10 protein-coding genes are annotated in these 14,702 nt (G+C 62.0%); all 10 read left to right on the top strand.

Annotation, left to right across the window (positions count from 1 at the left end):
* Window positions 1-65 precede the first annotated feature (65 nt).
* Genes tssC (AC5YUO_RS22830) through tssM form a run of 10 tightly spaced genes read left to right on the top strand, consistent with a single transcriptional unit; the run spans window position 66 to window position 14,626 of the window.
* Window positions 66-1,547, top strand: a complete 1,482-nt coding sequence (gene tssC, locus AC5YUO_RS22830) for a type VI secretion system contractile sheath large subunit (RefSeq protein WP_496155338.1) — start codon at window positions 66-68, stop codon at window positions 1,545-1,547.
* Between the two features lie 55 nt (window positions 1,548-1,602).
* Entirely contained in the window at window positions 1,603-2,997 is a 1,395-nt protein-coding gene (tssC, locus tag AC5YUO_RS22825; RefSeq protein WP_496155337.1) for a type VI secretion system contractile sheath large subunit, read from the top strand.
* Window positions 2,994-3,818: a type VI secretion system accessory protein TagJ gene (locus tag AC5YUO_RS22820; RefSeq protein ID WP_496155336.1), complete on the top strand. Its 825-nt coding sequence runs from the start codon at window positions 2,994-2,996 to the stop codon at window positions 3,816-3,818. Before tssC (AC5YUO_RS22825) ends, AC5YUO_RS22820 begins: the two co-directional genes overlap by 4 nt.
* Entirely contained in the window at window positions 3,811-4,320 is a 510-nt protein-coding gene (gene tssE, locus AC5YUO_RS22815) for a type VI secretion system baseplate subunit TssE (protein ID WP_496155335.1), read from the top strand. The genes AC5YUO_RS22820 and tssE overlap by 8 nt, the downstream gene beginning before the upstream one ends.
* Window positions 4,313-6,094 carry a type VI secretion system baseplate subunit TssF gene (tssF, locus tag AC5YUO_RS22810; protein ID WP_496155334.1) on the top strand — a complete coding sequence of 594 codons (1,782 nt, stop codon included), beginning with the start codon at window positions 4,313-4,315 and terminating at the stop codon, window positions 6,092-6,094. The genes tssE and tssF overlap by 8 nt, the downstream gene beginning before the upstream one ends.
* A gap of 9 nt (window positions 6,095-6,103) precedes the next feature.
* A complete protein-coding gene (tssG, locus tag AC5YUO_RS22805; protein WP_496155333.1) occupies window positions 6,104-7,108 on the top strand; it encodes a type VI secretion system baseplate subunit TssG in 1,005 nt (334 codons plus the stop codon).
* 4 nt (window positions 7,109-7,112) lie between these two features.
* A complete protein-coding gene (locus AC5YUO_RS22800; protein ID WP_496155332.1) occupies window positions 7,113-8,318 on the top strand; it encodes a type VI secretion system-associated FHA domain protein in 1,206 nt (401 codons plus the stop codon).
* Window positions 8,308-9,648, top strand: coding sequence for a type VI secretion system baseplate subunit TssK (gene tssK / locus AC5YUO_RS22795; RefSeq protein WP_496155331.1), 1,341 nt, complete (start codon window positions 8,308-8,310; stop codon window positions 9,646-9,648). Before AC5YUO_RS22800 ends, tssK begins: the two co-directional genes overlap by 11 nt.
* Window positions 9,645-11,150 (top strand): type VI secretion system protein TssL, long form, encoded by a 1,506-nt coding sequence (gene tssL / locus AC5YUO_RS22790; protein WP_496155330.1) that lies wholly within the window; start codon window positions 9,645-9,647, stop codon window positions 11,148-11,150. The genes tssK and tssL overlap by 4 nt, the downstream gene beginning before the upstream one ends.
* Complete coding sequence (tssM, locus tag AC5YUO_RS22785) at window positions 11,147-14,626, top strand: type VI secretion system membrane subunit TssM (RefSeq protein WP_496155329.1); 3,480 nt, start codon at window positions 11,147-11,149, stop codon at window positions 14,624-14,626. Before tssL ends, tssM begins: the two co-directional genes overlap by 4 nt.
* Window positions 14,627-14,702: the final 76 nt, after the last annotated feature.

The following is a 14,702-nucleotide window of genomic DNA, read 5'->3' as shown; positions in this document are numbered from 1 at the left end:
ACGGCCCGTTAGGGCTTCAACTGTTCAAGCGGCATTTTCTAAGCCGCATGTGGAAGGACTGAAACATGAGCGCTGAAAGCCTGCTGAAAAGCGACGCACAGGCAACGACCGCCGAAGATCAGGGACTGCTGTCCAAGGTGGTTTCCGCAACCCGCCAGACCGAACCGGACCGCGCGCAGAACCTCCTGCGCACGCTGACCGATCAGGCCCTGAAGGGAACGGTCAAATATGACCGCAACCTCACCGTCACCCTCAACCACGCGATTGCCGAACTGGACCGCACGATTTCCGAGCAGCTCGCCGCCATCATGCAGGCGCCGGAATTCGCCAAGCTCGAAGGCACCTGGCGCGGGCTCAACTACCTCGTCAAGAATTCCGAGACGAGCGTGAACCTCAAGATCCGCGTCATGAATGCCGGCAAGCGTGAACTGGCGCGCGATCTGGAAAAAGCCGTCGAATTCGATCAGTCCCGCCTCTTCAAGGCGATCTACGAAGACGAATTCGGCACCCCCGGCGGCGAACCACTCGGCGCCATCATCGGTGACTATGAATTCGACAACTCCTTCGATGACGTGCAGCTGCTGCAGGGCGTTTCGTCGATTGCGGCCGCGGCTTTCGCGCCGTTCATCTCGGCCGCCAGCCCGCACATGTTCGGCTTCGAGGATTATCGCGATCTCGCCCGTCCGCGCGATCTGGAAAAGATTTTCGACACGGTGGAATATGCCAAGTGGCGCAGCTTCCGCGAAAGCGACGATTCCCGTTTCGTGACGCTGGCCCTGCCGCGTGTGCTGGCCCGCATGCCCTATGGTCCAAAGACCAACCCCATCGACGATTTCGCCTATGACGAAACGAGGGGTGCGGTGAATGGCGACCTGCAGCATGACGAATATTGCTGGATGAACGCCGCTTACGTCATGGGCACCAAGCTGACCGACGCTTTTGCAAAGAGCGGCTGGTGCACGGCGATCCGTGGTGCGGAAAATGGCGGCCGGGTGGAAAACCTGCCCATGCACGTTTTCTCCAGCGATGACGGCGATCTCGACCTGAAATGCCCGACCGAAGTCGGCATCACCGACCGCCGCGATGCCGAACTCGGCAAGCTCGGCTTCCTGCCGCTCTGCCACTACAAGAACACGGATTATGCGGTGTTCTTCGGTGCCCAGACCGCGCACAAACCGAAGCTCTACGACAAGCCGGAAGCCACGGCCAATGCCGCCGTTTCCGCCCGCCTGCCCTACATCATGGCCACCTCGCGTTTCGCGCATTATCTCAAGGTCATGGGCCGCGACAAGATCGGTTCCTTCATGGAAGCGTCCGATTGCGAAGTCTGGCTCAACCGCTGGATCGCCAACTACGTCAACGCCAATGACGAAGCGGGTGAAGAAAGCCGGGCGAAATATCCGCTGCGCGATGCCAAGGTGACCGTGCAGGAAGTGCCCGGCAAACCCGGCGCCTACAACGCGGTCGCATGGATGCGGCCCTGGTTGCAGATGGAAGAACTGACGACCTCGCTGCGCATGGTCGCCCGTATTCCATCCAAGAACTGAGCCCGGACCGGGGTGGTCCGCCACCCCGACCCCGTTCATCACCCGGAGCCCGCTCATGGCGCATCAGTCCTTTCCGGACGCCCGTCTTTTCGCCGACCAGCTCATCGCCCTCATCGACGATGCGCTGACCGGCCAGGTGAACGCCATCCTCCATCACCCTGATTTTCAGGCGATGGAAGCGAGATGGCGCGGGCTTGCCATGGTCGTGCGCGAGGCGGGCCGCAGCACCGACGTGAAGGTGAAATTGCTGAACGCCAGCTGGCGCGACCTTGCCCGAAACACGGAACGCGCCACCGACTTCGACCAGAGCCATCTTTTCGAAGTCGTCTATAACCGCGAATTCGGCATGCCCGGCGGCGAACCGGTGGGCCTGATGATCGGTGACTACGCCTTTTCCCCCGATGATCTTCAGGGCGCAGATTCCATCACCACGCTGTCGCAGATCGGCATGGTGGCCGCTGCGGCCTTCTGCCCCTTTGTCGCTGCAGCCGCGCCTTCCGCCGTTGGCCTGCAGGATTTTTCCGAACTCAGCCGGGTTCACGACTTTTCCTCGCTGAAGCAGGATAAATCGCGGCTTCGCTGGAATGCGCTTCGTGCACGCGACGATTCCCGCTTCGTCGGCCTTGTCGCACCGCGTGTTTTGCTGCGCTCTCCCTACAGGCCCTATGCGCGCGGGCGCGATGATGGCTTCCCGTTCCGCGAACATGTGGCGGAAAGTGGCGAGACCCTGCTCTGGGGCAATGCCGCCTTCGCCTTTGCAACCGTGGTCGTGCGCAACTTCGTGGATTCCGGCTGGTTTGCGGATTTGCGTGGTGTGACGCAGGATGCCGTGGATGGCGGCATGCTCTCTGCCCGGCAATTGCCACCGTTCGATCTCGGCATCGAGAGCAACGGCCTTTCCGCCCAGCCGCCCGTCGAGGTGCAACTGACGACCGGGCAGGAGCAGCAATTTTCCGATCTCGGCATCGTGCCCGTCTCCACCACCTATCTTTCCGGCATGGCGATCTTCAACGCCAATCAGTCCCTGCATGCGCCCGGCCATTATTCCACCGAAGCGGCAAGGCAGAACGCCCGCCTTGCCGCCATGCTGCAATATGTGCTGTGCGCCTCCCGGTTCTCGCATTACCTCAAGGTCATCATGCGCGACGACATCGGCCAATTGAGCGATGCCACGACCATCGAACGCAAGCTGGAAAGCTGGCTATCCTCCTACACGCTCGGCAATGACGATGCGGAGGCGGCATTGCGCACGCGCTATCCGCTGCGCTCTGCCGGGATCAATGTCTTCGAGGTTCCCGGCAAGCCCGGAACATTCTCCTGCACCGTGCGCCTCCAGCCGCATTTCCAGCTCGATGACGTCTCCACGAGCTTCCACCTCATTGCCGAAACCATGATGCCGGCCACCGCCGCATCCCGGTCTTCCGCCGAGCCGCAAAGGATATCCGCATGACGCTGCGCGACGATATTTCCCTCCTCCTGGATGACAACCAGCTGCAAGACGCAATCGGGCTCGCGCGGGACCATGTGAAAGTCAGACCGACCGACAAGGATGGCCGCCATTTCTACATCGACCTGCTGGTGCTTGCCGGCGACTATGAAAAGGCCGATGCGCAATGCAATCTGGCCGCAACATTTTCGCCTCAGGACAGCGTCGGCTTTTCCCTCTTTCGCCACCAGCTGCGCGCCATGGCCGCACGCAATGCGTGGTTCGAAACCGGCGCCGTGCCGGATTTCCCCGGCGGTCCCTCCGCGCTCGATCAGCTGGCCATCCGGGCGAATATTGCCGCACGCAGCGGCGACGCGGATGCCGCCAGAACCGCGCTGACTGAACTCGATGACAAACGCGGCAACGTACCGATCGGCCACGATGGCAAGAGCGCCGGCGACATTCGCGATCTGGACGACCGGATTCCACACGCACTGGAAGTCCTGACCAATGGCGGCCGTTACCTCTGGATCGACTACGGGCGCATCGAGAGCCTTGCCATCGACCCCATGAGTCGCCCGCGTGATCTCGCCTTTCGTGGTGCCGAACTGACGCTGCGTGACGGGGCGGTCGCATCCGTGCTGCTGCCGGCGATCTATCACGGCGCGGGCGACGATGTCGGCCTCCTTCTGGGTCGCGAAACCCGCTGGAGCGAAGGCGACCAGCCGCTGGCGACGGGCCTCGGACAACGCTGCCTGCTGATTGGCGACGATGTGGTGCCGTTCCATGAGATCGGCGCGCTTTCCGCCCTCTCCGACGAAGAAAGGCAGATCGCCCGTGGTTGATCCGCTGGAGCAATATCGCGCACGGCAGAGAACGCTGTCGCGCTCCGTTCTGGACCGGCTGCTCGATGACGCGCCGGATGCGGAAACGGATATGCTCGTCAGTCTGAAGGATCAGGCACGGGAAATGCGCGAAGTGATCCGCCGCGATCTCGAGGCATTGCTCAATACCCGCCGCAACCCCGCCGGGCCGCCGGCTGTGTTGAAGGAACTGTCCGATGCGCTGGTGAGCTATGGCGTGGACGGCATTCTTTCGGCCAATCTGGTAACGGATGCCTCCAAGGCGCAGCTCGCACGCAGCATCGAGCGGCGGATTTCCCTGTTCGAAACCCGCCTTGCCGATGTGCATGTGACAATCCTGAAGAACCGCACGGATGGCGACCGGGCACTGCGCATGCGCATACAGGCAAGTTTCCGTCTTCAGGAAGGCATGCCACCGATCAGCTTCGAATCCCGGATCGATCCCTCCACGCAACGTTTTCTGGTGGAGGCGGCAAATGGCTGACGGCTTCCTCGAAAAATACAATGACGAGCTTTTTGCGCTGAGAAAGCGGGCATCCCGCTTTGCCGCTGCTTTCCCGAAAATCGCCGGCAGGCTGCGCATGACGGGCGATGTCGCCGACGATCCGCATGTCGAGCGGCTGATCCAGAGTTTCGCCTATTCCGCCGCACGTGTGCGCCAGAAGCTGGACGACGAATTTCCCGAACTGTCGGACAGCCTGCTGGAAACGCTCTATCCGCATTATCTTGCGCCAATCCCTTCGATGAGCGTCGTTCAGTTCACCCCAAGCACGGCGCTCGCAACGGTGCAGACGCTTCCACGGCACAGCGAAATACTGGCGGAACCGGTGGGCGGCGAAAGCTGCCGTTTTCGCACCACGCAGGAGGTGGAGATCGTTCCCCTGCAAATTGCCGCCGCAACACTTTCCGGCCAGCCGATCGACGCGCCTTTTTCAGCCTCCTTTGCCGGCGCCGCCAGCTGCCTGCGGCTTTCTCTACGCAGCACGGCGCCGCGCGGCGGCACTTTTCCGGAAATGGGACTGACGAAACTTCAGATTTTCCTGTCCGCCGCCTGGCAGCAGGCCACGGCGCTTTACGAGCTTTTGACCAATCATTGCGTGGGCATGGCGCTGGCGCGTCACGCCGAGGACAAGGAAGCCGTTTTCCTGCCCGCCGGCAATCTCACGCCATCCGGTTATACGCGCGACCAGGCCATGTTGCCCTATCCGGCCAACAGTTTTGACGGATACCGGCTTCTCACCGAATTCTTCGCGCTGCCGCAGAAATTTCTCTTTCTCGACATCGACGGGCTCAACAAATGGAGCGGCGGCGATTGCGAACTTTATATCTATCTGGATGCGGCGGACACGCAGCTTGAGCGCATGGTGTCGGTCGGGGATTTCGTGTTGAACGCCTCGCCGGTCATCAACCTGTTCAAACAAAGCTGCGAACCGCTCAGCCTCGATGGCACCCGCACGGAATACCGCCTGCTGCCGGATGCACGGCGGCAGCGGACCCGCGAAATCTATGCCGTCGAAAATGTTCAACTGACCAGCCGTTCCGGGCAGACCGAAAAGACCTCCCCATTTTTCGGCCGTACGCAGCGCAACAATGGCGCCAACGTGTTCTGGCAGATACAGCGCCGGTTCGATGACGACGGCTCATCCGATACGGACATCGCCTTCGTGGATGAGAAGCGCGGCCCGCTCGGACCGCTCGATATGGTAGCGAGCATCGATACGCTGTGCATCAACCGCGAGCTGCCGAGCCAGCTTCCCTTTGGCGGCGGGCACCCCTTCCTGCAGCTTTCGACCGGCAATGAAGCGGTAAAGTCGGTCCACGCGCTGATGCCGCCGACGGCGGCGATCCGCGTCAATGAACGCTCGGCGCGCGAGTGGCGGCTTATCTCGCATCTTCTCCTCAACCATCTCTCCCTCACCGACAGCGGCGGTGCACCGCTGAAGGACATTCTGTCGCTTTATTCCTTCAGGGACAGCCCGGAAACCCGGCAGCTCGTGGAGGCGATCAGCAATGTCGAGGCGCAGAATTCCCATGCCCGGATCGGCTCGGCGATGGTGCCGGGAACCGATATCACCGTGGAGTTCGATCCCGCGCTGATCGCGCGACCCGCCGCATTTATTTTCGCCAGCGTCCTCAACCACTTTTTCGGGCTTTACACCTCGATCAACAGTTTCACACGGCTGACGGCGACGATGCGCGGCCACTCCAAACCCATCGCCCGCTGGCCGGCCCGCGCCGCGGACCGGTCGCTGCTCTAGGAGACCGGGATGGAACAGCAGACGCCAACCATGAAAGACCGGCAGGCGGCGCTTCTCAGCGACGATCCCGGCCGTTTTGAGCCCACCACGGCGTTTCGCGTCGCCCAGCTCGTTTCGGCGGATGACGGTATTGTCGTCGGCGCCCATGGCGGAACACAGCCAACCGCGCTGGCGATCAGCGGCTTCAACCGCAAACGCGGCCAAGCCGAACTGAAATCCGCCTTCGCGCCCATTGTCGGGCCGCTCGGTTCGCTGCCGCCGGCCTATGGCGAGTTGCTGCAGCGGGAAGAACGCAATCGTTCCGGAGCGCTGGCAGGCTTCTTCAATCTGTTCGCGGCAAGGTTCAGCGAACTGTTTGTCTCAGCGACGGAAAAATACCGCCTCGCAAGGGGATTGCGCTGGTCGGCCGAGCAGCGGGAGAATGGTTTCCGCAAAACCCTGCTTGCAATCACCGGGTTCCGCACAGCCGGTCTGGTCGAGAAGGCTGGTGTGAGCGAAGATGCGCTCCTGCGTTTCAGCGGACTGCTGGCCGGCCGCAACCGCAATGTTTCGGCCCTGACATCAATGCTTTGCGAATTCACGGGACTTCCGGTCAACGTCGAACAGTTTCGCCGGCGCTGGGTGGCTCTGCCGCTTCACGAACAGAGCCATATCGGCCAGGCATCCGGGCTGAGGCTCGGGCAGAATACCACGGCAGGCAGCGCTGTCGAAGATATGAGCGGCGGCTTCCGGGTCGTGATCGGCCCTGTCGGCTATGCCGATTATCTGGCGCTGACGCCCGGATCGAAACGGCTTGCGGAAATATTTTCGCTGACACGCCTGTTCGTCGGAAGCGCCTTGCATTTCGACGTGCAGGTGATCCTGAAAAAGGAGGATATTCCCTTTTGCCGCCTCGGCCGTTCCGATGCTCCCGCCCGCCTCGGCTGGAACAGCTGGGCTCGCGTGGCGCCCGCCCAACAAGACAGCGCTGACGCTGTGGTGACCGAGCGGGAAGGCTCGGCGATTTCCGCATGAGGGCATGGATATGAAGCTTGCACTCAAGGACACACGCAATATCGGAGCGGCAAGAGCCAGTCAGTGGAGCTTCGAGCGTGGCCGCCGCGTCATCGGCCGATCGCGGGAATGCGACTGGCAGATCGACGACAATGAACGGCGCGTTTCCAAGCTGCACTGCACGCTCAACCGCGATGGCGAGGGCTTCACGATAATGGACCAGAGCGCGAATGGCACGCTGGTCGATGGCCGCCTGCTGCTTGAAGGCGAAAGCGCGCGTCTGCGCGACGGTTCGCAAATCAACATTGGCGGGCAGGTTTTTCAGGTCGCCATCAGCGGCGATGCCGAACTGGATTTTTCCGATCCCGACGCTTCCCTGCGCATGAGTGACGAACCCCTGACCATTTCGGCGATCCTTGCCGATATCGCCCCGAACGGCCGGTCGGCCGGCGGCGTGATGGGCAACGCCGCCTCTGCCGATGACTGGTCCGAAACATGGCGCGAGGGTGCGGGCCGGAAGACAAAATCCATTTCGCGAAATGTCGAAATCGGCTGGAGCGAACCGCCCTCGGCGCGCGGAATCGATACCGTTCTGCCTGATGACTGGGACGACGAACCGGTTGCAAGCAGCGAGCACGAACATACCGACGCACTGAACACGCCGGTCATGATTTCGCGTCCGGTTTCGGCCGCAAGTAGCGAAGATTTCGACAGCGTTTTCCCCGAGGCGGACGAAGACTTGCGGCTGGAAAACGCGCCGGCTGCGGACGCGTCGACAGCGCAGGAGATCGGCGATCTTCTGACCACGCTGGAGCGGGAAAGCGCCGATTGTCTGGCTATTCTCGACATCGAAGTCGAGCGCGCCGGCCACGGTTCATCAGCCTCCCTGAGCGAGCGGATGCAAACGCTCATCCGCCAGCAGCGGCGTCTCGCCACCTCTCTTGAAACCCTGATCCACGGCTGCACGCAAAAGCTCGAGCCGAGGCTTCTCGAAGCCGCCGTCGATGCCGGCAACGATCTCCGGACGAAGATCGAGCGCCGGGACTGGCAGGGGCTGATCATGAAGACCGATTACTGGTCCACTTACAAAAAGCAATTTGAGGAAAACGGCCGTCCATTGCCGGTCAGGCAGTTCCTGCAGCGGGCAGCGCGCGGTGACGCCGCGCCCACCCAGGAACCCGACGCGATAACGGCCGATGCAAAGGGGGTAAACAACCACGATGAGACATGAGAACCGTGTTGCCTGGAGCGAGGGCATGTTTCTTCGCGTCCAGCATTTTCAGCAATCCGACCGCTGGACCGAACGGCTGGTGCGCAACACCACGCGCAACCTCTCGCCTTATCCCTGGGGCATCGCCGAAATCGGCGTGGACCGCAGCGCGCTGTCGATAGGGCAATTCGCCCTTTCGAACCTGCGCGGCGTTCTTCCCGATGGAACGCCTTTCGAAGCGCCTGAAGATTCCGACCTGCCGCCGCCGCTCGATCTCGACGAAAGCGTCAAGAACGCCGTCATCTATCTCGCCCTGCCGGCCCGGCAGCCGGGCAAGGCGGACATGTCCTCCAGCGGCCGCAATGACGCGAACAATGTGCGCTTCACCGCCTCCAGCTATGAGGTCTCCGACACGAATATCGAGACGGATTTCGTGGCCCCGATCGATGTCGGCCGTCTCAGCCTGAAATTCCTGAAAACCGGCGACGATCTTTCCGGTTACGATCTCATCGGCCTTGCAAGGGTCATCGAGGTCCGCTCCGACCGCGCGGTCATTCTGGATCCGGATTTCATTCCTCCGAGCCTCAGCTGCGCGGCGGCACCCCGCCTCAACGAATTGCTGACGGAGCTTCTGGGGATCGTGCGCCACCGCGCCCAGGCGATTGCCGAACGCATTGGCGATCCGACGATCCGGGGAACGGCGGAAGTGGGCGATTATTTCCTGCTGCAGATCCTCAACCGGGCCGATCCGCTGCTGGCGCACCGCGGTGCCAACGCCACGCGATTTCACCCCATCCGCTTTTACGAAGACTGCATCCAGCTTGCCGGCGAGCTTGCCACCTTCACCACGGACAAAAAACGGGCAACGGATTTCCCGCCCTATCGGCACGAGGATCTGAAAGCCACCTTCGGCGCTGTTTTTGATGATCTGCGCACATCGCTGTCGGCGGTTCTGGAACAGGCGGCCGTGGCGATCGAACTGGTGGAACGCCGCCATGGCGTCCGCGTCGGCACCATCCATGACCGCACATTGCTGCGCGATGCCGGTTTCGTGCTCGCCGTGCGCGCGGATATGGCGGCCGAAGACATTCGCCGCCGCCTGCCGGCACAAATCAAGGTCGGGCCGGTGGAGCGGATTTCCGAACTGGTCAATGTGGCGCTGCCGGGCATTCCCGTGCGCTCCCTGCCGGTTCTGCCGCGGCAATTGCCCTATCGATCCGGCACCGTCTATTTCGAGATCGACACGCAATCGCCACTCTGGAAGCAACTCGAGACCTCCGGCGCCATCGCCCTGCATTTGGCTGGCGAGTTTCCCGGGCTTGAGATGGAAATGTGGGCGTTACGCGAATGAGCAAGGAAAACCCCTCTTCGTGGCAGGATTTGCCGACGGTGGTCGAGATCACCGAGGAAAGCCGCCGACGCAACCAGAACGCCCGCAACATGGCGGCAATCCTCGAAGACATTGTCGACGCCGACGAGCCGTCCGGGCGAGCAAAGTCAAGCGCGGCCGCCATGCCGGTCGAACAGCTGCTCACCGGCTTCCACTTCGGTGGAGAAGAGGTGCCGACACTTGTGCAGTCGGCAGCCCCACTCCTCAACCTCGCGCATCTGTTACGCTTCAGCGATGCGGAGCCGGACCCCGACCAGCTTCGCCGCGCCTGCGTTGAGGCGATCACCCGCTATGAGCGCGATCTCGCTTCTGCCCGCATCAGCCCGGAGCGGGCAAGGGCTGCGCATTATGTCGTCTGCGCAACCGTGGATGATGTGGTCCTCAGCAAACCCTGGGGCGTGCGGGCAGGCTGGGCGCGCTCCGGCCTCGTCTCCACCTTCCACAACGATGTCACCGGCGGCGACCGGGTTTTCGACATTCTCGACCATTTCCACCAGTCGCCCGGCGCCAACAAGGATCTGCTGCTGCTGATCTATCTGTGCCTGTCGCTGGCTTTCGAAGGACGCACCCGCGTTTCGCCAAAGGGAGCGCTGGAGCTTTCGCGCATCCGCGACAGCCTCTACAAGACGCTGATCGGCCAATATGGCGCCTTCGAGCGGGAGCTTTCTCCGCATTGGAAAGGCGTCGATGCCCGACATACGCCATTGCGGACGATGGCCGCGCTCTGGACCCTGCTATCGCTGATGGCGCTGGCCTTCGCGCTTGGTTATCTCTTCTTCACGCTGTCGCTCAACAACGCATCGGATGTCACCTTCGAAAGGCTTGCTCATCTGCCCCCTAACGAGACGCCGAGCGTGCTGATCGCCACTCCACCGCCCCAGCCACCGGCCCAGGTTGAAACGCCCAAGGTGGTGGAACCGCCGAAGGTGGTGGAGCCGAGACAACCCTCGCGGCTTGAAAAACTGATGGCCTTCCTGCAGCCGGAAGTCGACAGGAAGCTTGTGACCCTTGCGGATGTGAACGGGCGGCTGCGCATTCGCATCAACAATTCGGGCCTGTTCACCACCGGCAGCGCCGATGTCAGCCCGCAATTCCGCGATCTCATCCAGCGCATCGGCGGTGCGCTTGCCGCTGAAAAATTCCGCGCCGTCGTCATCGGCTATACCGACACCGTGCCGATCAAGACGGTGGAGTTTCCATCGAACTGGCACCTTTCCGAGGCGCGCGCCAAGGCAGTCGGAGACATTCTTTCACAATTCACCGGCCCTGACGCGATCCTGACGGAAGGCCGGGCCGACAGCGACCCGATCGCCGACAATAAAACGGAAGAAGGCCGCCAGATAAACCGCAGAACGGAAATCATGGTCCTGACCAATCCCGATGAAAAACTGAGCGACGCCGGCATCCTCTCGCCGACCATAGAGAACAGTCCGGGACAGCAGCCGGGAGAGGTCCAGCCATGAACCCCTTAAGCTATTTTTATACGATCCGTTCCTATGTCGAGAGCTATGCGGCCCTCGTCGGCCGGCGTTTCCTGTCGCTTTTATGGGTGGTCGCGCTCTGCGTCGTCATCTGGTTCTACGGCTATCTGATCGCGCTTGGCGATTTCAAACCGCTTGGAACGGTGCAGTCACGGCTCATCGCCATCGGCATCATTATCGCCGTCTGGCTGGTCTATATCGTCGTCACGATTTACCGCGGCCGCAAGCAGGACAAGGAACTCGTCGACAGCATCGAGCGCGAAGCGCTGGCCAACCGGCAGGCGGAAATCGGCGAAATCCAGACCCGCCTGAAAGAAGCCCTCGCGCTCTTGCGGCGGGTGACGAAAAAGCGCTTCGGTTACATCTACGATTTGCCCTGGTACGTGATCTTCGGCGCGCCTGGCTCCGGCAAGACGACGGCACTCACCAATTCCGGCCTGCAATTTCCGCTTGGCGATGCGCTCGGCGAAAATGCGGTGAAGGGCATCGGCGGTACGCGCAACTGCAACTGGTGGTTCGCCGACGAGGCGATATTGATCGACACCGCCGGCCGCTACACCACGCAGGACGATCTCGACGGTTCCTCGAAGGCAGGCTGGGAAGGTTTCCTTGGCCTCTTGAGGCGATATCGCCGTTCGCAGCCGATCAACGGCGCATTGGTCACCCTGTCCATTCCCGATCTGCTCAACCGCGATCCCGAGGAACAGCGCCAGGAGCTGCGCTCCATCCGCCAGCGGCTTTCGGAACTGGATGAATATCTGCATGCCCGCGTTCCGGTCTATATCGTCCTGACGAAAGCCGACCTGCTGCATGGTTTCGTGGAATTCTTCGATGGTTTCAACAAGACCGACCGACAGCAGGTGTGGGGCACGACCTTCAAGCTGGATGAGAGTTACTCCGCCGAAAACCTGCCGCAGCGTCTGACGGAAGAATTCGAACTGCTGCAGCAGCGGGTTGATGCCATGCTGATCGAGCGCCTGCAGCAGGAGCAGAATGCGGAGATACGCGGACGCATCTTCCGTTTCCCGGCCGAACTCGCGCGGCTTAAAGACCGGCTCCATGAGGCCCTGACCGAACTTTGCGCAAGCTCCCCGCTGATCGAAGCACCGCTTCTGCGCGGCGTCTATCTCGCTTCGGGCACGCAGCCGGAAACGGAAAAATCTCCCGCTGCACCCAGAACCCGCCGAAGCTATTTCCTGTCGCGGCTCTTCAAGGACGTCATCTTCCCGGAGGCCGCGCTGGTGATGCGCGACAAGCGCCTTTCCGGGCGACAATTGCTGGTGCGGCGCATTGCCTATGGCGTTTCCGCCGTTGCGGTCGCCATCGTTTTCACCGGCTGGATTTTCACCTATTTCGCGAATACGCAGGCGCTGGCGGAAGCCGACCGCAAACTCGGGGCCTATGAACAGCTCGTGCAGGGCATTCCCGTGCGCGATGTTTCCGACGCCGATTTCCTGCGCATCCTCCCCGCACTGGACAATCTGCGCGATGTCAATTCCGGCTTTGCCCGCGAACGGGTGTGGAATGTCAGCTTCGGCCTCGATCAGGAAGACAAGATCGCCGGCCGGCAGCGTGATGCCTATCAGCGCGCGCTCAACGCGCTTCTGCTGCCGCGCATGATCGTGCAGCTGCAAAAGCAGCTGAAGGATGAGAAGGATGTCACCCGCACGTTCAATTCGCTGAAACTCTACGGGATGCTGGGCGGAATGGGCGCGCTGGACCGCGATTTCCTGACCGTGCAGACACATCAGATGTTCGCATCCCTTTATCCCGGCGACGGGCGGGCGGCGGCGAGAGAGGCGCTTGACCAGCACGCAAAGGCGCTGGCCGACGGCGTGCTCGCCCCGATCGAGCTAGATGCGCGGCTCATCGCCACCGCCCGCGAAACGATCCGCGACCAGGCGATCGGCACCCGCGCCTATGATATTCTCGCCGGCCTTCCGCAAGTGCGGGAACTGGTGGAATGGACACCCGCTACAGCCTTCGGCCCGCTGGGGGAGCGTGCTTTCGAACGACGCAGCAAAACGCCGATGGCGGAGGGTATAGAAGGCCTCTTCACCGCGGATGGATATCGCCGCGTCGTCATTCCCCAGGTCGCCCATGCGGCCCGCGTCGCGCTTTCCGAAGGTTGGGTGCGCGGTTCTGACGACGCCATCAAGGGCGCGACTGTCGAGCAGGTGGCGCAGGCCGCGCTGCAGATCTATTTCGACCGTTTCGAGAAAATATGGGCCGATACGCTGGCCGACCTCCGGGTCAAGCCATCCCAGACCCTTGGCGACGCGGTGGAAACAACCCGCGCGCTTGCCAATGAGCGCAACATTCTGGTGGAGGCCGCCAGATCGATCGCGGAGGCGACCGATCTGCGCCCCGGGGCAAACCCCGCCACCCTCGCCTCCGCCGCGGAAGGGGACGCGACCGCAGCCGTTCTGGCCGCCACGGTGAACGCGGCGGATCCCTATGCCCGGTTACGGGACATGCTGGCGGCGAAAGAACCCGCCGCAACCGGTGAGCAGGCCAATGGCGGCAAGGCCGGGGGCTCGCCATCGGAACAGCTGCTCGCGCATTTCAAGATGCTGAACGAGCAGCTTGCCCGTTCGGCAACCACCTCCGACGAAGTCGCCAAGGTGTTTGATGTGGATAGCCAACTCACCAAGGCCAATCAGGATCTGTTGCAGCAGGCCCGCGAATTGCCGGCACCCCTCGATGTCTGGGTGGCGGGCGTGGCGGCGGATGTCGGCTCGCTTGCGGTCAAATCAGCACGCAGCCGCATTGCGCAACTCTGGACAGCCGATGCGGCATCCCTCTGCTCTTCGATCGTGACCGGCCGTTATCCGTTCGACAGGTCGTCTTCCCGCGATGTCGCGATTGCGGATTTTACGCGGCTCTTCGGGCCGACCGGGGTTTTCCAGACCTTCTTCAAACAGCGAATGGAAGCCTTTGTCGACAAAACGACCACCCCCTGGAGCTGGAAAGGCACCTTCGGCGCCGCCGGCATCCCGAGCAGCGCCGTCGCCCAGTTCGAAAATGCCGACAAGATTTCGCGCGCCTTTTTCCCGAATGGCAGCGAGACGCCGGCGGTGTCGATCAATGTCAAACCCGTTTCGCTCACCAATGCCTCCAGCGCAGTGATGCTGGAAATCGAGGGCGAGCGGGTGGTTTATTATCACGGCCCGATCCAGGCGAAATCGATCACATGGCCCTCGCGCGAAAACACGGCCAGCCTGTCGCGCATCGCCTTCCAGCCGGGCGGCTGGCAGCAGGCAAAAACCGAAAACGGCGACTGGTCGCCATTCCGGCTGTTCGATGGCGCCGACATCGAAAACCAGTCCGGTGATCTGCTGCGGGTGCGATTTGCGAATGGCGGTCAGGTTGCCGAATTCGATATTCAGTTCGGCTCCGTTCTCAATCCATTCAGGCTGGACGCCATCGCCGGCTTTGCCTGCCCCGCACAATTCTAGCGGCGGGGCGACACACCGGTTTTTCACAGGAGGGGATTTATGATGGAAGCAACGACGAAAAGCACCGCGGTCAATA

Source organism: Agrobacterium sp. LEGMi-208b (genome assembly GCF_059511785.1).
Note: the sequence above shows the minus strand (reverse complement) of the source record. Positions and strands in the feature narration are given on the sequence as shown.

Bases quoted from the DNA above. Each gene is read 5' to 3' on its own strand.
- tssG (WP_496155333.1), top strand. From the start codon at position 6,104: ATGGAACAGCAGACGCCAACCATGAAAGACCGGCAGGCGGCGCTTCTC.
- tssF (WP_496155334.1), top strand. From the start codon at position 4,313: ATGGCTGACGGCTTCCTCGAAAAATACAATGACGAGCTTTTTGCGCTG.
- tssC (WP_496155337.1), top strand. From the start codon at position 1,603: ATGGCGCATCAGTCCTTTCCGGACGCCCGTCTTTTCGCCGACCAGCTC.
- tssK (WP_496155331.1), top strand. From the start codon at position 8,308: ATGAGACATGAGAACCGTGTTGCCTGGAGCGAGGGCATGTTTCTTCGC.
- AC5YUO_RS22820 (WP_496155336.1), top strand. From the start codon at position 2,994: ATGACGCTGCGCGACGATATTTCCCTCCTCCTGGATGACAACCAGCTG.
- tssM (WP_496155329.1), top strand. From the start codon at position 11,147: ATGAACCCCTTAAGCTATTTTTATACGATCCGTTCCTATGTCGAGAGC.
- tssL (WP_496155330.1), top strand. From the start codon at position 9,645: ATGAGCAAGGAAAACCCCTCTTCGTGGCAGGATTTGCCGACGGTGGTC.
- AC5YUO_RS22800 (WP_496155332.1), top strand. From the start codon at position 7,113: ATGGATATGAAGCTTGCACTCAAGGACACACGCAATATCGGAGCGGCA.
- tssC (WP_496155338.1), top strand. From the start codon at position 66: ATGAGCGCTGAAAGCCTGCTGAAAAGCGACGCACAGGCAACGACCGCC.